We start from the raw sequence: 15,645 nt of genomic DNA, 5'->3' as shown, positions 1-15,645 counted from the left end.
ATCACATCGTGTGTGCTGCGTATGCGGCCTTGTCCACGGGCTTCCCGCATATGATGCACTTTCCGGAGAACTCCTCCGGACGGTACGGACGGCCGAGGATCTTGAACCCGTAGGTGTCCTCGAACTTGTGACCGCACTCCTCGCAACCGCACCATCCGAGCCTGAGGATCTTGTCCTCGGGGAGGTCCTCGACCGAGTCGACGTCCTGGATGCGCGACCTCTGGACCTCGACGGCCTTGGCGAGCATGTTCTCGGATATCACGTCGAGCAGCATCCTGATGCCGGGGACCAGCGAGTCTATCGCGATGGACCCTTTCTCGCCGGTGTCCCTCCTCGCGAACGAGACCACGCCGTTCTCCAGGTCCCTGCCTCCGAGCTCGAGCCTCAGGGGCACCCCCTTCATCTCCCACTCGTAGTACTTGGCCCCGGGACGGGCATCGGAGTCGTCGAGCTTCACGCGGATGCCTGCGTCCGTCAGGACCTTCATCAGTGCCAGGCAGGCCTCTGCGACCTGTGCCGCGTTGTCCTTCTTGAATATCGGGATGAGTACGCACTGGAAGGGCGCGATGCCGGGGGGCATGACGAGCCCCTGGTCGTCCCCATGGACACCGATCAGCGCCCCAACGAGCCTCTCGGACATGCCGAAAGTCGTCTGATGGACGTGCTTGTGCTCCCCGTTCTCATCCTCGTACGTGATGTCGTACGGGACGGAGAAGTTCGTCCTGTAGTGATGGATAGACCCCATCTGGAGCGTCCTGCCGTTGGGCATGGAGGTGTCGATGCCCACGGTGTAGTGGGCCCCGGGGAACTTGTCCCACTCGGTGCGTATGCACAGCATGTACGGGAGGCAGATCGCCTTGGCGACCTTCTCCAGGATGGCGACATCCTCCTCGACCTGGCACTGGGCATCCTCCTCGGAGACGTGACAGGTGTGCGACTCGAAGAAATGGATCTCCCTGACCCTTATGAACGGACGGGTCTGCTTGGTCTCGTACCTGAATGTGTTGACTATCTGGTACGTCTTGAGGGGGAGGTCCTGATGAGACCTGACCCACAGGGAGAACATGGGGTACATGGCGGTCTCCGACGTGGGACGGACGACGAGCCTGACGTCCAGGGGGTTCAGCCCCGCGTGCGTGACCCAGTAGACCTCCTCGTCGAACCCTTTGATGTGGTCCTTCTCCTTCGCGAACTCGGTCTCCGGGATCAGGAGGGGGAAGCAGACCTCGTCATGGTTGGTGGAGTCGAACTCCTGCCTGATGTACGTGTCTATCTGCCTCATGATCTTCCAACCATAGGGCGTCCAGACGTTCATCCCCTTGATGGGGTATCTCTTGTCGCAGAGGTTCGCCTTCTCGACTATGTCGAGGTACCAGTCCGCGAAATCGTCCTCTTTCATCGACATCGCACTCACTCCCTGATCGCGCCGGCGATGAGCTCGGCTACGGATATGTGCGAGACCTCATTCTCGAGGGTGTTGCAACAGAGGACCGAGGAGAGGGCAGAACCTGTGAGCTTCTCGATGGCGTTGTTCACGAACACGCCGTGGGTGCATGCGACGGACACGGACTCCGCACCGACCTCGCGGAGAGCGGACGCGGCGGCCACGATGGTCCCCCCGGTGGCGATCATGTCGTCCACGATGAGGACGTTCTTGCCGGTGGCATCGAACTTGGCGGGCGCGATCCTGACGTCCACCCCGGACAGGCGGGTCTTCTCGAGATGGTCGTACGCGACCCCGAGCCTCTCCCCGACGTCCTTGGCACGGTTGGCCGCCCCTATGTCGGGAGCGAGGACGAGGTCGATCTTCTTGTCGCGGAAGTAGTCGGCAATGACGGGGGCCGCCTTGAGGTCCATGTGGTCGCACTCGAAGTAGTCCAGGATGGCCTCCTTGTGGATGTCGATCGTTATCACCCTGTCGCAGTTCATGCCGAGGTGCTTGCACATGACCTTGGCGGACTCCGGCTCCCCGGGCTTGAACACACGGTCCTGGCGGGCGTATCCGAAGTAGGGGATGACCAGGGTGATCGTCCTCGCCCCGAGCCTGCGGACAGCGTCCTGGAGCAGGAACATCTCGATCAGATTGTCGTTGGGGTATGTGTTCTGGACGATCACCACGTCGTCATCCAGGGTCTCGGTGTCGATCCTCGTATAGCTCTCGCCATCGGGGAATTTAGTGGACGCTGCCTGGATGTAAGTGCATTCCAGAATCCCGGCAAGTTCCTTTGCCAGGTCCCTCGAGGAGGAGCCGCCTACAATTATCATGACCGCGTGTAACACATGAAGGATTTTAAGGATTGTACGCGGGAGGGACGAAAGTCCGACGATAAGGAACAGCAGGGGGCAGAGCCCCCTAAAAAGGAGGAGGAGCGTGGTTACACAGATGAGCCTGTAACGATCCCGATTCCGGAAGCTGTGTCCGGGTCCTCGGGATCCACGCCTAATTATGGATATATCATCCAACCATATAAAGATAGCTGTCGAACGAGCGATTTCCACCATAAAACGGGACCCGATCAACCTCGTGCGAAGAAGAAGCTGTTCTCCTTGCGGTCCGCGAAATCGCGCTCGAGCTGGGCTGTGTGCGAGATGAGCCCGGGGTCCTCGAAGGACTTTGCACCCACCGGACAACCACGAACGCATGCCTGGCATTTGAAGCACCGTCCAACGACCTCGAAGAAATCGTAGCGGTCCACGGAACCGAGCGGACACAGGTCCGCGCACCTCCCGCAGGATACGCACCGACCCATATCCGTGACAGGCTTGGCAGACTGGAAATCGACGGGCATGCCATCGAGTCCGACCGGAGTGAAGTAAGGCGCATCGGCCGAGCCCGGAACATCCAAGGTCCCTGACGTGTCCCCGGATGCCATCGCGGCAACACGGTCCACGAATGCCCTGGCATCGGCCAGGTCGGCCTCGTCCGGCCTCCCGGTCCCTAAACGATCCGTATATGCATGCCTGCACGAGAAAGCCGCTCCGGCGATGGGCAGGAACCCGTTCCCCCTCAAGATGGCCACCATCTCGGCCAGACTGTTGTCGAAACAGCGGTTTCCGAACGTGACCACCGCGACGGCGTTGGTGCCATCGCCCCGGACGCTGTCCCTGAAGAAGTCCACTATGACAGCGGGCAGCCTGCCGCGATACGTCGGTGAGGACAGGACGACCAGGTCCTCCGGGCCGAACCTCAGGCCGGTGGACCTCGACACGGGCATGGACACGTCCGCCGTGTCGAGGGGGACCCCGATCGAGGACGCCAGCCTCCCCGCCACCTCCGAGGACACCTTCGCCGTGCATCCGGTCGCGCTGTAGTACACGGACACCACTCTGTTTACCGTCATGACCGTCACTCCAGCTCGATGTCGAAGTTCTCCGCGAACTTCCTGAAGGCGTACGACTGCGAGCGCGTCATTGACATGTACGACCCGATCATCATCGCCTCCAGGACCTCATCCCTCGTGGCCCCGGCCTCTATCGCGTGCTTGATCTGAACGTTTATGCAATATTCCCCTCCGTTGGAGGCGGCCGCGGATATCGCGCAGAGGTAGCGGGTCTTCCTGTCCAGGTCGCCCTCGCCCTCCAGCACGGCCTTGGAGAGGTTCGCTGCAGGTATGAATATGTCCGGACGGGTCGACAGCACCTGATTGACGACCGGGACGAACCCGTACTCCCTCTCGATGGCTGCCAGGATCCTGTCCGCGACCTCCCTCTGCTTCGGATCTTCCTTCATGGGGACGTCATCGATTCCGTCGATAATAAATCGGACAGGTACGTGCGCTTCCGTCACCCGCACTATGACCGGAGGACCGATACATCCATTACGGGCCCCGCACTGCGAACAGTCATGACCGAGAGATTGGACACCGTGACGGACGAGCGCATGGGGAAGTACCTGGACATAACCGCCAGGGCGTTCGCCAAGATCAGGATCGCGGCGCCGGACAAGTCGTACAACAGGAGACTGGCGGACAGCTTCATGGAGATGGCCACCTGCTACTACGAGGATGCGAAGCATTTCAAGGAGGCGGGGGACTACGTCACGGCCTTCGCCGCGGTGAACTATGCGCACGCATGGCTGGACTGCGGTGCCAGGATCGGCCTGTTCGATGTCGATGGCGACGATGTCCTGTTCACGCTCTATGAGTGAGGATTATCTCCTTCGAGCTGGAACGGCAGGGGAACGTCCTGAAATGGCCCCTGCCGAAGCACGACCATACCACCTGCTCGGGCGCATCCGTGAAGACGCTGTTGCCGAGCATGCACATGCCTGCGTTGTACCCTTTGGCGTTCAACGCCTGGATCACGCGCCGGATGGCCGGGCTCTCGAGACCGGAGTCCAGGGAGAACCTGTTGGACTCGCGGAAGAGGACGTCGTAACAGGGGTCCTCCAGGAACGCCTCCAGCGACGAGGAGGATGCCTCGCGCACCTTCTTCAGGCGACGAACGTCCCCCAGGACGGAATCTGTCTTGATCACATCCCCCAGGACGAGCAGGGTGAGGTCCTCGAACCCGAAGTCCGCGTTCACCACCCTCCCGTAAGGCGGGAAACCGGGGACCGTCCGTATCGGGATGTCACGGCCCGCTACGATGGCCGCCACGTCCCCGAGCCCGCCGCCGCCCCTGACCTCGGCGACATGGGCCGCGGAGAACGCCCTGGTGCGGGACTGCCCCGTCATGTCGGCTATGCAGAGGGACGACGCCAATGCGCCGGCGGCGCTCATACCGAACCCCTGACTGACCGGCACGTCGTTGTCTATGCGTATGTCGAACCCCCTCCCGGGTGCGAGGTCCTCCGCCGCCATGCGGGTTATGTGGGCGATGGCCTGCTGGCCGTCGATCCATATGTTGACCACCCCGTCGTCCCTGGGCTCCACGCTGGCGTGCGCTCCGACGCTGAGGCGGATCCCCACCCCGCGGGACCCGGAGCCCAGGACGTTGTACGACGTGATGGGCTGGAATATGCAGGACACATGGCCGGGACAGAATGCGGTTACCATGGTCACAACTTCTTCATGCAGAAATCTAGGATCGCGTCGGATATCTCCGCCTTCGTCCCGGACATGGCCCTCTCATCGTCCTCGGACACGAGTATGGACGCGGACGTGGTCTTCCCGACGACGTCGATGTCGTTCGCCACGACGGCCGCCAGGTCGTACTTCTCCAGACGGGACCTGGCACGGTCCACGAGCTCCTGTCTGGACAGCCCGGACTCCGCCTTGAACCCCACCACGACATCGCACTTCCTGCGGATCAGCGGGAGGACCTTCGGAACGGGGTCCAGCTCCAGCTCGAACCCGGAATCGCTCGGTATCTTGCCCTCGGCGGCATCCCTGGGCGAGAAGTCGGCCAGTGCCGCGGGGACTATGACCGCGTCATGGTCGATCGAGTCCACCATGTCCACCAGGTCGCTGACCTTGGCGAACCTCCTGGTGGGGATGTAGTCCGGCAGCATGACGCTGCTCCCTCCCATCCAGAGCTCGACATCGGCACCGCGTTCGAACGCACGCTTGGCCAGCTCGACCGCCATGGTACCGGACGAGCGGTTGGTGATTATCCTCATGGAGTCTATCGGCTCCTCGCTCCTGCCCCCGATGACCAGCAGGCGCTTCCCCTGCAGGTAGTTCCTGGAGAGCATCTTGAACACCCATGCGACGACCTCCTCGCGGGATGCGACCTTCGCCCTCTCGTTCTCGATGCGGGGCCCGATGAACATGACGCCCCAGGAGCTCAGCCTGGCGAGGTTCTCCTTGACCGCGGGATTCCTGAACATGGCATCGTGCATGGCCGGGGCTATGGCCACCGGGATCCCCGACCCTATCGCCACGGTGGCGAAGGACGTGACCGGCGTGTCGTCGATGCCGTTGGCGATCTTCGATACCGTGTTCGCGGTGGCCGGGTATATCAGAAGGAGGTCCGCGGAGCGGGCAGCCATCATCGTGATGTGCTCGGTCATCCCCGTGAGGTCCGTCACCGGCCTGTGACCGCAGGCGAATTCCAGGGAATCGGGCGTCACGAGCTTCTCGGCCTCCTTGCTCATCACCACCTGGACATCGGCCCCGTGACGGACTAGTTCGCGGATCGTGCCGAAGCACTCCACGGCCGCGATGCTCCCCGTGATCCCGAGGACCACAGTCTTCCCCCTGAGCTTGGTGCTCTTCTCGCAGTAGATCTCCTCCGATGGATGCATCTCAAACAACCTCCTGAATGATCGTCATGACGTCTCTGAAAACCTCGTCCGCGGAGCGGGAGGCGTCGACCACGCTGTACCCGAACTCCCTGGCAAGGTCCAGGTAGGCCGAGCGGACCTGCCGGAGGAACGCGATGTTCTCGAACTTGCTCTCCTCCAGGCCCCTGCCCTCGACCCGTCCCATGGACTCCTCTGGGTCCATGTCCAGAAGGATCACGGCATCGGGCTCGTCCGTGAAGGGCTCGCAGAGCCCCTTGAGCCATCCCAGGTCCGCGGAGTCCCCATCCAGCTTTGCGGACTGGTACGCCACGGTGGATGGATAGTACCTGTCGCAGACCACCACCCTTCCCTCAGAGACCTGCCTGCGGATCTCGGACGTGTGCTCGTAGCGGTCGGCGGTGAAAAGGAGAGATTCCGCCCGCTGGGAGACCTTCCCGGCATTCCCGGAACGTATGAAGGCGCCGATCCCGTCATGCGTTGGCTCCGCGGTCAGGATGACATCCAGACCCCTCGACCTCAGCTCGTCCGCGACGCGCGCACAGGCCGTCGATTTCCCGGAACCGTCTATTCCCTCTAGGACAATGAAGGCGCCCATCGTCCGATGGTATGAGGCGCGCATTTATATGATTTGTATCAAGGCGCCGGAGGAAGACGGGATTCCAACAGGGCCACGACGGAGTCCACGGACTCCACATCCTTGGAATAGGGCCTGCACAGGATGGACAGGTCCCTGCGGACCTGGTCGTCGTACGGGACGCACAGAGAGTCCAGGTCGTTCCTCAGGCTCTCCGCCAGGTTCCCGCCCCTGCGGTCCCAGTCCGTCATGATGACTGCAGGCCTCCCGGCCCTCCACAGGTGCTCCGCCGCCTTGAGCGGTCCGCCTCCGCTCTGGACGCAGTAGAACTCCGCATCTATGCCGACCCTGTGTAAGGCGTCCACATCCTTCAGCCCCTCCACCAGGATCACATGGTCCGCGGCCAGGGCCTGCAACCGGTCCAGGACGTCGCGTATCTCCCCAAGCCTCTCCTCATCGTCCATCCACGACCACCAGCTTCGCGAGTATGTCCTCCGGGTCCCCGGATATCCTGACGGTCTTCTGACGGGAGGTCATCCCGTTGGTGACCTCCGCCCTCATCCGGGTGAGGTCCGAGAAGTACTGGCACACCTCCTTGTTCGCCCTTCCGTCCAGAGGGGGCGCCGAGACGCGGAGGATGAGCCTCCTGCGCCACTCGTCGTAGCCGTCCGGCCCCGGACGGTTTGACCTCGGGGAGACGGAGATGTCCACGTCGACGTATCCGCTGCCTGACCTGCAGACGTCCGAGACCTTCATGTTCACCGTATTGCAGAGGGTAATCATCAATATGCCGAGGGAAGCCGTTATCTATCGTGCGCGTAATGGGCTCTCGATGAGTCCTGTCCTTGAACCCATGACGTACGACGAGCTGGGCGAGCAGTACAGGATAGAGATGAAGAACACGTCCCTGTCACAGCCCAGGCGCGACCTCTTCAGGGCCATGGCCAACCTTCTGATATCGCTCCGCCAGGAATACGACCGCCAGATGTCGATAGACCCGGACTCCATCATGGCCGAGGGCGCGGAACAGCGCAAGAAGAAGGCCGAACGGACCTGCAAGGACATCATCACGCTCCGCACGAAGAAGATCTGCAACATGGCGATCCTCGGAGCCAGGGGGGCGAACGTGGCGATCGAGAACCTCACCGACGAGGAACGCGAATACTACGACGGCATCCTGGAGCTCAGCAAACGCCACATGGTCGAGGTCGACAGGCTCAGGGGCAAGAAGGTCACGACCGGGACGCGCATCGACGAGCCGCCTCTCAGGGACCGTATCATCGAGCCGGTCCCCGCAAAGGTGGAGGAGCCGGTACAGGAACCGGCGATAGACCCGAACGACGAGTTCGGTCCCTTGGACGACGAGCCGTTCGATGAGGAGCCGTTCTACGACCCACAGGAGATGGTCCAGGAACCTGAGCCCGTGCCTGAGGCGGAACCTGTCCAAAACATAGAGCCGGAACCGGTCCGGGAGCCCGAGAACGGGAGCGGCACAGAGCCCGATGGGGGCATGGAGCCCATACTCATCAGGATCCTCGAGGACCTGCCGGCGTTCGCCGGACCCGACCGCGACTACAGCCTCTCGAAGGAGGACGTCGTGACGCTCCCCAAGGTGCTGGCGGACGTGCTCGTGAACACGGAGAAGGCGACGGTCATCAGGCCTACGCCCTGAGCGTCCTGGAATCCCCGGGGAACTCGAGACAGTCTATGAACATGCGCCTTATGCCGGTTATGTTCGCGACGGTCTCCCTCGCGATGTCGGGGAGGTTGTTTGTCTTGCTCAGATGGGCCAGGAAGATCTGACGTTTGTGTTCGGTCATGGTGTCGCGGATCGCGCGGCCGGTATCGACGTTGCACATGTGTCCGTGATCGCTTCCGATCAGACGCTTCAACGAGGGAGGGTACGGGCCCTCCGTGAGCATCCTGGTGTCGTAGTTGGCCTCGATGACCGCGATGTCCGCCTTCTTTAGGGCGGCCTCTATGGGGAACGTCAGCATCCCCGTGTCCGTGGCCAGCAGCGCGCTCATGTCGTCGACCTCCGTGAAGAACGCATTGGGCTGGACGGCATTGTGCATCGTCGGGAGCGGCGTTATGTGCATGTGGCCGATGTCGAAGCTCCCCGACGGGTCTATCGGGATGTACTCCACGTTCCCGAGGCTCAGCATGGAGAACGTGGGCTCGTTGCACATCACCGGGACCCCCAGCTTCCTGGCCGTGGCCCCTGCCCCCGACACGTGGTCGGAGTGCTCGTGCGTTATGAGGATCGCCTTGATGATCTCCCTGTCGACGCCCTCGCGGTCCATCTGTGCCAGTATCCTCTTGCAGCTGATGCCGGCATCGATCATCACGGCCTCGCCGTCACTCTCTATGACGGTACAGTTGCCATCGCTCCCGCTGGCGAGTACGTGTACCTCCAACATCAGACCTTTCTCTTGTAGAGAGCGAAGATGATGTCTCCTCTGGAGATGACTCCGACTACGACACCCTTCTCCACGACGGGAAGACGGTTGACCTTCATCTCGAACATGGCCTTCAGGACCTCCATGATGGAGGTGTCCGGAGTGGTCGTGAGGACGGTGCGGGTCATTATGTCGGAGACGGGAATGTTGGAGATCTCGTCCGTTATGGCCTTGAGCTTCTCGTCGGTCTCGCTGGAGGAGTCCATCGAATAGGTCAGCATGACCGCCTCGGAATTCTCCTTGTCCAGCTCGAACTGGTAGTTGAGAATGATATTGAGGATGTCATTCTCACTCAGAATTCCAAGAAGGTGGTTCCTGTTGTCAACCACGGGTGCACCGGAGACGTTGTCCAGGGCCAGTTTGATAACTGCCTTCTTCACGGTCTCGTCCGGCCTGAGGGTCACGATCTGCGTGGTCATCAGATCCCTTACTTTCATCTTGGACATCGGATGCGGTATCCAGGCCTCGGCATATATTCCTATGCCCGGAATCACAGATAGTGAACATATGTGATATATGGGATACTGGAATGGAACTCGAAGATCACGAGATTATGCAAAAGTTTAAATAATACCGTGATATGAGCAGATTTTGTAGTGGGCCTGTAGCTCAGCTAGGTAGAGCGTTCGACTCTTAATCGAACGGCCAAGGGTTCGAATCCCTTCAGGCCCGCCACTTACTCATCCAGATTTTCTGAAAAAATTCTATTGTTTCGACGTTTCGAGGCCTTTAGCGCCTCCGATATTGAGAAGTGCGCTCGAATCTAAGGGTAGGTTCGAACGCAAGTGGATTCATCACTGCTCCTCTATTGCCCCTTTGCCGGACCAGTATTTCTGCATATCGCGGGCCGCGTTGTGCTCGTCCTTGTCGCAGTAATCCTTCTGAGTCGTGGCGGTGGTCGCATGCCCCATGATCAGGGAAACATCATGCATGCTCTGCTCCTCGTCGATCGCCCTCTGACCGAAAGTGCGCCTGCACTTCCTGTAGTCGAACTTCATCTCGAGATCGTCCTCGACCATGCTCTTCAGCGTGCGGATCCTCCCGTCGAGATGTATCCGCCGTTGTGCTTGATCGGAGGAAAGAGGGCATCCTCGGACTTCCCGGCCCTCCCCAGACGGATCCTCCTGGCCTCTAGATACTTCTCGAAGGCCGCGGTACCGTCCGGATGGACGGGGACCCAACGGGCGTTGCCGTATGTTCCTTCCCCCTTGACATGCTCGGCGAGGATCTCGTAGCCGTGCTCCGTCTTGTTCACGTTGCGGAACGAGAGCATGCGGAGTTCCTTGGGTCTGAACCCTGTGCTTATGGACAGACAGACCAGCCCGTATGCCTCCATGAGCTCCCAGTTCCCGACATTAATCTTGGAGGCCCTGTCGAAAATCGCCTGGACCTTCTCTTCTTCCAGCGAAGCTCCGCGCTTCTTGTACCGCTTGGAATAATGCGCGGGATACTTGATCTTGAACTTGAGGACGGCGTCGTTGTCGAAGTACATCAGCATCTTGATCAGGATGCTGAGATCCTTGTTGACGGTGGATGCCTTGACAGTCTGACGCCTGTATCCGACAAACACGTCGATGTCCTGGGCGGTTATCTTCCGGGGATTGTCTGTGCTGACCTTTCCCTCGACCTTCAGCTGGTTGAAGATCGTGGCGATCTGCCTCAGACGCCTGCCGTTGGTAGAGATCGTCTCGGCAGACAGGTGGCCCACTTCAGTGGGCAGGTATTCGTTTATGCATTCTGTGAACGGATATCTTCCCATTTCTTACTCACACTCCGATAATACGGAAACCTTCGGCTTCTGATTCTCCTAGTCCTTGGATCCAGCACCCTTTGCTGCCAGAAGTTCGTCTTTGTGGAGCTCCAACCATAGGTTGTACTCCCACTCGTCCATGTAAACCATTTATCACGGCCTCCGTATTTTGTAATTATATCATCACATAAAATCTATTTAATGATATTTATTAGTAACATGAGAATTATAAAGTTAGAAGAATCTCACTAATTTGGATAGATATATGGGAATAATCACAAAAGACAATGGCAAAAAGAACGCGAGCCTCATGGTTAGGGTACCGGACGGTTTCGCTTTTGCCATCGACAACATGGTAGGAAACACCCATTCGTCCAGACCGGATTGCGTCATCGATGGGATCCGCAGATTCATCCACTTCATCTGCAACACGGAAGCGGAAATCATGCTCTACCTCCAGGAAAAGAGCGATGCAGACCGCGATGTCCGTCTCGAATTCTACAAAGAGTCTATCAGGTCCAGCACCGAACCGTACCGGAAAGCTGTAACAAGCGCCATATCGAAATCGAAGAAGGATGTGGATGTGCTACTCAGTCTCCCGAAGGGGCTGGCGGCTGAGATAGACCGTACCGTGGAACGTACCGGGTGCTTCAGGAACCATCAGGAATTCGTGAAGTGCTCAGTAGTTTATCTTCTGAGGGAGATCGGTGCCGAGAACACGAATGCTACGCTCACGGAAAACTATCTTCGGAGTAATCAATCGACATCTGAACTTAAAGAACAAATAGAAAAAATGAAAAAAGAGATGTCTGGAATCAGTTCAGCTACAGGGATCAAACATGAATAATTCAAACAGAATCGAATCTGATGATGAGGCCATACACTCATGGTACCGTTTTGTATTATCGTATCCACCTCATCTGGTTCGCCATTATATTAACGATTTTGGAATAGACAACACAAAATGTGTACTAGATCCATTTTGTGGAACTGGCACAACTAATGTCGAATGCATGAAAAACGGAATTCCATCTATTGGTATTGAAGCCAATATTATGACTTACTTTGCAAGTTCGGTAAAAACAAGCTCCATAGACAATTATCCGCAATTCTTGAAAGATGCCAGATCTATAGCAGAAAAGGCATCTGCAAGGATACACTCTGGTGAAATAAAGAATCTTGATGATGATGAATATAAATTGCTCATTCGTGGATCGATAGACAATAACATTCTAAGCGACTTATTGATACTAAAGAATACGATAGACCAAAGCAGTTCAAGATATTGCAATCATTATAATCTTGCACTGGCAAAATGTGCAGTGAATACATTCAGCAATCTAAAATTTAGCCCAGAGATTAGTGTAGTTAAAAATAAGCCGAAAAATGCAAACGTCACTGAAGTTTGGCTTGATGAAGTATTGACCATTGCTAAGGATTGGCAATCATTTAGATCTTTCTTTGATACACCGTGTACAATATATAAAGGAGATGCCAGGGACATTGAATCTATTAACATAACTCAGAAAATAGATGCCGTTATTACTTCACCGCCCTACCCTAATGAAAAAGACTACTCTAGAACTACAAGACTTGAAACAGTCATTCTTGGTTTTGTTCACAACAAACAAGAAATGCGTTCTATCAAACAACAACTACTTCGTTCGAACACAAAAAACATATACAAAGGTGATTCGGATAGCGATTATGTTCTTAAATATCCAGAAATTGTTGAAATCAGTCAGAAAATAGAAGCCCACAGAATAGAATTGAATAGAGACTCGGGCTTTGAGCGCCTATATTCAAAAGTCTTCCTCAATTATTTTGGAGGAATGGCTAGGCATCTCATTTCATTAAAGAGTATTCTTAACCCTGGTGCAAAATTAGCATACGTCGTTGGCGACCAAGGATCATATTACAAAATACCCATTCGGACAGCAGAATTGCTAGGAATAATAGCTGAAGACGTTGGATACAGAGTTGAGCGCATAGATACGTTCAGAACAAGATTTGCCACAGGAAGTGGAGAATATTTAAATGAAAACGTTCTCGTTCTAACATACGAAGGATAAGATGGTTAAAACTAACATTTACAAGAGAATCATCGAGCATATTTTCTTCAGTCACTATGAGGAAAATGTAGATTCTTTTCGCTTTGATAGAGAAGAAATAACAAATGCAGCAAATACACTGGATATAAATGTTCCAAAAAACATTGGCGATCTGGTTTCAGCATTTAAGAGTGGACGCCAAACACTACCCAATTCCATCCTATCCACAGCTCCAAAAGGAAAAAAATGGCTTATTAGAAATGTATCTACTGCCACATATCAATTCTTTTTATCAGAAGCTATCAACGTAGAACCAGATCCTTCATTGAAAATCATAAGCATATTTGATTCCACGCCAGACATTGTTCTTAATTATATTAAGAGTGACGAACAAGCATTGTTGGCCATTATCAGATACAATCGCCTAATCGATACATTTTTAGGAATGACGTGTCACACGTTGCAATCTCATTGGAGAACTCAAGTTACAGGCATCGGACAAATCGAAGTTGATGAAATTTATGTAGGTACCGATAGTGATGGCAATGGTTACATCATTCCAGTTCAAGCAAAACATGGAAAAGAAAAACTAGAATACGTCCAGCTGGAACAAGACATCAAATGTTGCAACCAATACTACCCCGATCTAATCTGCTCTCCGGTTGGGTGTCAATTCATAGATAATACAATAATAGCCATGTTCGAATTGAATATTGAAAACGGCCACATAGTAAAAAAGAAAGAAAAACACTACAGATTAACGCACAAGGGATCTCTGTACGTTGAAAATGATACAATTATCGAGAAGTGATTACCACTGATAGTGGTTTTAACTTAGGTTATCTGTATCAAGTCGGCATACGCCCTTCGCTCGCTGCGCTCGCTTCGGGACGTATGCTACCCATTCCCGTTGCCTTCGCTGCGCTCGGCACCGTGAATGGAGGCCTCGGCTGCGCTTCGCTCTGCCTCGACCTTCGTGCCGTCCACTCGCCGGCGCCCCCTGGCCGGAGGCCCTCGGGGGCCGTGCCGTCGCGTGGCCGTGCACGAGCTATCGGGATAACAACAACGTTGCTGCTACAATCGCCTGAAATGACGCCATAGTGGCGGTCTGAAACTGATTGGGCGAAACTCCCTGGTAGGGGGAGAAACGACCTTGCGTCTCATTCCGTTGATATCTTTGATGTAAGACGTGCAGGATGCTATGTCAGCTACCTTTCTCTTGTATGCCTCGCAGTGACTGCAAAAGAAACTGTAGGATAGTTCAGAGATGTCGGATAATGCTTGGAGAACAAACCCGGTTGAAGCCTGTACTAAATGCTGGATGGCCTGATGTGAATAACTGGCAAGATTGTGAAGAACAGCTGAAAGAACACTCCTAAACCTTGAGAGGATCATGTTGGTTCACCGCTTTGCAACCCCATCGCATCCCTGAATCTGGCGATTGCGAGCTGTTCGTTGTAAGCGCTGATGAGGTTGTATTCGAGATCGGTCACTGTTCTGACCCTCTTCCACTTGGTAGCTTCGGAGGGCTTCTCTTCAGGCAGCATGCCGATGCGATCTTTGAATCCCTTTCCGAAAGAAACGTCCCTCGTCCTGAAGCACTTGTTTCCGAGATGTGTGAAAAGCATAGTGCGTTTGTCTTTATCCTTCACTGAATTGATGTCGGGAACGCCTTTGATGGAGTTGGAACCGTCCTCGGAGACTATGCCCTCGAAATCGATGAAACCGTGCTTCCAGATCGGATTCAGATCTATGGCCGCATGATGATCCACTCTGGCGAGTTTTCTCATGAGAGATCCTTTGCCGATCCTGTTCAGAATCCTATGGTCGCATATCCTCCATGAGATGTTTCCACCCTTCCCGATGTGGCGTTCCACCATGACGGGTTCATCAAGGACGAAGATCAAATGAGGTGCAGGATACCCGGAGGACTGTGCCTCCTTGGATGTGAGCGTGCCGTGTTTCCCGAAGATCTTGCTGATGTTCGCATTGAGGCTGTTCATCACGTTGTATGTGTAATCCAAACCCTCGACGGGAGTCGAACGCAGTGCGGCCCATGCCTGTTCTGCAGTGAACCGGGACCTGTCGAAGTTCACAGTGCATAGCAGCAATCTCGTCCTCCTTCTGTTCCTGAACCCTTTGAGGGGTTCGTCGAAGACCTTGCCATCTAATGCGGTCTTGAGGGCATCCCTCTTCTTCGTCTTCCTCGTGGCATAGACCACGTTCCCCCTCTTGGCGGCCTGCGCATAGACCACATCTCCGGATTCGAGATTCAGGAACTTGTTGTAATCCGCAGACTCAATCCAATCCAGAAGTATGGCCTGCAGGTGAGGATCGCTTATCGACATCTCTCCGTTGACGAGCTTGGTTATGAGTTCCTCGGGCTCGTAAGGCCAACATCCGGACTCTCCCGCACGGCGTTCGATAGCAGGGGCATTCCTGATGATCTCCGACAGACTGACCCTCAAAGAGGGGCCATCTGGAGGGTCGGCTAATGCAGAGGTTTCGGACGCTTTTGGAACCGTCATCTAATAGGTTTTCGCCAGGGATTCGAAACGTCCTATTGGAGCTCAAAGGGGGCTCGATAGAATCATGGATTCAAAAGCTGGACAAGAATCGTAACG

19 protein-coding genes and 1 tRNA gene are annotated in these 15,645 nt (G+C 55.9%); 6 read left to right on the top strand and 14 right to left on the bottom strand.

Annotated features, from left to right (window positions below; genetic code table 11):
* Position 1 precedes the first annotated feature (1 nt).
* The 4 genes from proS to V5D86_RS05780 form a co-directional block, all read right to left on the bottom strand.
* Entirely contained in the window at positions 2-1,405 is a 1,404-nt protein-coding gene (gene proS, locus V5D86_RS05795) for a proline--tRNA ligase (protein WP_414595744.1), read from the bottom strand.
* Positions 1,406-1,410: 5 nt separating this feature from the next.
* Entirely contained in the window at positions 1,411-2,265 is an 855-nt protein-coding gene (locus V5D86_RS05790) for a ribose-phosphate diphosphokinase (RefSeq protein WP_414595743.1), read from the bottom strand.
* A 251-nt stretch (positions 2,266-2,516) separates the two neighbouring features.
* A complete protein-coding gene (locus V5D86_RS05785; protein ID WP_414595742.1) occupies positions 2,517-3,341 on the bottom strand; it encodes a 4Fe-4S binding protein in 825 nt (274 codons plus the stop codon).
* Positions 3,342-3,346: 5 nt separating this feature from the next.
* Positions 3,347-3,730 (bottom strand): carboxymuconolactone decarboxylase family protein, encoded by a 384-nt coding sequence (locus V5D86_RS05780; RefSeq protein ID WP_414595741.1) that lies wholly within the window; start codon positions 3,728-3,730, stop codon positions 3,347-3,349.
* Positions 3,731-3,844: 114 nt separating this feature from the next.
* Here V5D86_RS05780 and V5D86_RS05775 point away from each other — a divergent pair, with 114 nt between their 5' ends.
* Complete coding sequence (locus V5D86_RS05775; protein ID WP_414595740.1) at positions 3,845-4,147, top strand: DUF357 domain-containing protein; 303 nt, start codon at positions 3,845-3,847, stop codon at positions 4,145-4,147.
* Here V5D86_RS05775 and V5D86_RS05770 read toward each other — a convergent pair.
* From V5D86_RS05770 to V5D86_RS05750, 5 genes are read right to left on the bottom strand one after another with little or no spacing between them, the layout of a single operon-like run.
* Positions 4,131-4,997: a pantoate kinase gene (locus V5D86_RS05770; protein ID WP_414595739.1), complete on the bottom strand. Its 867-nt coding sequence runs from the start codon at positions 4,995-4,997 to the stop codon at positions 4,131-4,133. The two genes, V5D86_RS05775 and V5D86_RS05770, sit on opposite strands and share 17 nt — an antisense overlap.
* Before the next feature lie 2 nt (positions 4,998-4,999).
* Entirely contained in the window at positions 5,000-6,187 is a 1,188-nt protein-coding gene (gene coaBC, locus V5D86_RS05765) for a bifunctional phosphopantothenoylcysteine decarboxylase/phosphopantothenate--cysteine ligase CoaBC (protein ID WP_414595738.1), read from the bottom strand.
* Position 6,188: 1 nt separating this feature from the next.
* Positions 6,189-6,782 carry a dTMP kinase gene (gene tmk / locus V5D86_RS05760; protein ID WP_414595737.1) on the bottom strand — a complete coding sequence of 198 codons (594 nt, stop codon included), beginning with the start codon at positions 6,780-6,782 and terminating at the stop codon, positions 6,189-6,191.
* A gap of 38 nt (positions 6,783-6,820) precedes the next feature.
* The gene (locus V5D86_RS05755; protein WP_414595736.1) at positions 6,821-7,225 is read right to left on the bottom strand and encodes a Toprim subdomain protein; all 405 of its coding nucleotides are present in this window, start codon (positions 7,223-7,225) and stop codon (positions 6,821-6,823) included.
* Positions 7,215-7,544 (bottom strand): DUF167 family protein, encoded by a 330-nt coding sequence (locus V5D86_RS05750; RefSeq protein WP_414595735.1) that lies wholly within the window; start codon positions 7,542-7,544, stop codon positions 7,215-7,217. Before V5D86_RS05750 ends, V5D86_RS05755 begins: the two co-directional genes overlap by 11 nt.
* Before the next feature lie 49 nt (positions 7,545-7,593).
* On the opposite strand from V5D86_RS05750, the gene V5D86_RS05745 reads away from it, so the two are divergent.
* The gene (locus V5D86_RS05745) at positions 7,594-8,433 is read left to right on the top strand and encodes a hypothetical protein (RefSeq protein ID WP_414595734.1); all 840 of its coding nucleotides are present in this window, start codon (positions 7,594-7,596) and stop codon (positions 8,431-8,433) included.
* Here V5D86_RS05745 and V5D86_RS05740 read toward each other — a convergent pair.
* The gene (locus tag V5D86_RS05740; protein WP_414595733.1) at positions 8,423-9,181 is read right to left on the bottom strand and encodes an MBL fold metallo-hydrolase; all 759 of its coding nucleotides are present in this window, start codon (positions 9,179-9,181) and stop codon (positions 8,423-8,425) included. The genes V5D86_RS05745 and V5D86_RS05740 overlap by 11 nt on opposite strands.
* The gene (locus V5D86_RS05735) at positions 9,181-9,666 is read right to left on the bottom strand and encodes an HPP family protein (protein WP_414595732.1); all 486 of its coding nucleotides are present in this window, start codon (positions 9,664-9,666) and stop codon (positions 9,181-9,183) included. Before V5D86_RS05735 ends, V5D86_RS05740 begins: the two co-directional genes overlap by 1 nt.
* Positions 9,667-9,818: 152 nt before the next feature.
* Here V5D86_RS05735 and V5D86_RS05730 point away from each other — a divergent pair.
* Positions 9,819-9,895: transfer RNA gene (locus tag V5D86_RS05730), tRNA-Lys, on the top strand.
* Positions 9,896-10,014: 119 nt separating this feature from the next.
* Here V5D86_RS05730 and V5D86_RS05725 read toward each other — a convergent pair.
* Both V5D86_RS05725 and V5D86_RS05720 read right to left on the bottom strand, forming a co-directional pair.
* Positions 10,015-10,239: a hypothetical protein gene (locus V5D86_RS05725; RefSeq protein WP_414595731.1), complete on the bottom strand. Its 225-nt coding sequence runs from the start codon at positions 10,237-10,239 to the stop codon at positions 10,015-10,017.
* A gap of 5 nt (positions 10,240-10,244) precedes the next feature.
* Positions 10,245-10,979 (bottom strand): hypothetical protein, encoded by a 735-nt coding sequence (locus tag V5D86_RS05720; protein ID WP_414595730.1) that lies wholly within the window; start codon positions 10,977-10,979, stop codon positions 10,245-10,247.
* Between the two features lie 256 nt (positions 10,980-11,235).
* Between V5D86_RS05720 and V5D86_RS05715 the strand changes: the two genes are divergently transcribed.
* From V5D86_RS05715 to V5D86_RS05705, 3 genes are read left to right on the top strand one after another with little or no spacing between them, the layout of a single operon-like run.
* Positions 11,236-11,817, top strand: a complete 582-nt coding sequence (locus V5D86_RS05715; RefSeq protein WP_414595729.1) for a hypothetical protein — start codon at positions 11,236-11,238, stop codon at positions 11,815-11,817.
* A complete protein-coding gene (locus tag V5D86_RS05710; RefSeq protein WP_414595728.1) occupies positions 11,810-13,042 on the top strand; it encodes a DNA methyltransferase in 1,233 nt (410 codons plus the stop codon). The genes V5D86_RS05715 and V5D86_RS05710 overlap by 8 nt, the downstream gene beginning before the upstream one ends.
* Position 13,043: 1 nt before the next feature.
* Positions 13,044-13,832 carry an endonuclease gene (locus V5D86_RS05705; RefSeq protein WP_414595727.1) on the top strand — a complete coding sequence of 263 codons (789 nt, stop codon included), beginning with the start codon at positions 13,044-13,046 and terminating at the stop codon, positions 13,830-13,832.
* 580 nt (positions 13,833-14,412) lie between these two features.
* On the opposite strand, the gene V5D86_RS05700 is transcribed toward V5D86_RS05705, so the two are convergent.
* Complete coding sequence (locus V5D86_RS05700; protein WP_414595726.1) at positions 14,413-15,489, bottom strand: hypothetical protein; 1,077 nt, start codon at positions 15,487-15,489, stop codon at positions 14,413-14,415.
* Positions 15,490-15,645 lie beyond the last annotated feature (156 nt).

The sequence above is a fragment of the Candidatus Methanoprimaticola sp. MG2 genome (assembly GCF_047501175.1).
Classification (GTDB): domain Archaea; phylum Thermoplasmatota; class Thermoplasmata; order Methanomassiliicoccales; family Methanomethylophilaceae; genus Methanoprimaticola.
This window is presented reverse-complemented; position numbering and strand designations above follow the sequence as displayed.

What these genes read in the sequence shown, in the direction of transcription:
- proS (WP_414595744.1), bottom strand. Translation starts at nt 1,405, where the DNA reads ATGTCGATGAAAGAGGACGATTTCGCGGACTGGTACCTCGACATAGTC.
- V5D86_RS05790 (WP_414595743.1), bottom strand. Translation starts at nt 2,265, where the DNA reads ATGATAATTGTAGGCGGCTCCTCCTCGAGGGACCTGGCAAAGGAACTT.
- V5D86_RS05785 (WP_414595742.1), bottom strand. Translation starts at nt 3,341, where the DNA reads ATGACGGTAAACAGAGTGGTGTCCGTGTACTACAGCGCGACCGGATGC.
- V5D86_RS05780 (WP_414595741.1), bottom strand. Translation starts at nt 3,730, where the DNA reads ATGAAGGAAGATCCGAAGCAGAGGGAGGTCGCGGACAGGATCCTGGCA.
- V5D86_RS05775 (WP_414595740.1), top strand. Translation starts at nt 3,845, where the DNA reads ATGACCGAGAGATTGGACACCGTGACGGACGAGCGCATGGGGAAGTAC.
- V5D86_RS05770 (WP_414595739.1), bottom strand. Translation starts at nt 4,997, where the DNA reads ATGGTAACCGCATTCTGTCCCGGCCATGTGTCCTGCATATTCCAGCCC.
- coaBC (WP_414595738.1), bottom strand. Translation starts at nt 6,187, where the DNA reads ATGCATCCATCGGAGGAGATCTACTGCGAGAAGAGCACCAAGCTCAGG.
- tmk (WP_414595737.1), bottom strand. Translation starts at nt 6,782, where the DNA reads ATGGGCGCCTTCATTGTCCTAGAGGGAATAGACGGTTCCGGGAAATCG.
- V5D86_RS05755 (WP_414595736.1), bottom strand. Translation starts at nt 7,225, where the DNA reads ATGGACGATGAGGAGAGGCTTGGGGAGATACGCGACGTCCTGGACCGG.
- V5D86_RS05750 (WP_414595735.1), bottom strand. Translation starts at nt 7,544, where the DNA reads ATGATTACCCTCTGCAATACGGTGAACATGAAGGTCTCGGACGTCTGC.
- V5D86_RS05745 (WP_414595734.1), top strand. Translation starts at nt 7,594, where the DNA reads ATGAGTCCTGTCCTTGAACCCATGACGTACGACGAGCTGGGCGAGCAG.
- V5D86_RS05740 (WP_414595733.1), bottom strand. Translation starts at nt 9,181, where the DNA reads ATGTTGGAGGTACACGTACTCGCCAGCGGGAGCGATGGCAACTGTACC.
- V5D86_RS05735 (WP_414595732.1), bottom strand. Translation starts at nt 9,666, where the DNA reads ATGTCCAAGATGAAAGTAAGGGATCTGATGACCACGCAGATCGTGACC.
- V5D86_RS05725 (WP_414595731.1), bottom strand. Translation starts at nt 10,239, where the DNA reads ATGGTCGAGGACGATCTCGAGATGAAGTTCGACTACAGGAAGTGCAGG.
- V5D86_RS05720 (WP_414595730.1), bottom strand. Translation starts at nt 10,979, where the DNA reads ATGGGAAGATATCCGTTCACAGAATGCATAAACGAATACCTGCCCACT.
- V5D86_RS05715 (WP_414595729.1), top strand. Translation starts at nt 11,236, where the DNA reads ATGGGAATAATCACAAAAGACAATGGCAAAAAGAACGCGAGCCTCATG.
- V5D86_RS05710 (WP_414595728.1), top strand. Translation starts at nt 11,810, where the DNA reads ATGAATAATTCAAACAGAATCGAATCTGATGATGAGGCCATACACTCA.
- V5D86_RS05705 (WP_414595727.1), top strand. Translation starts at nt 13,044, where the DNA reads ATGGTTAAAACTAACATTTACAAGAGAATCATCGAGCATATTTTCTTC.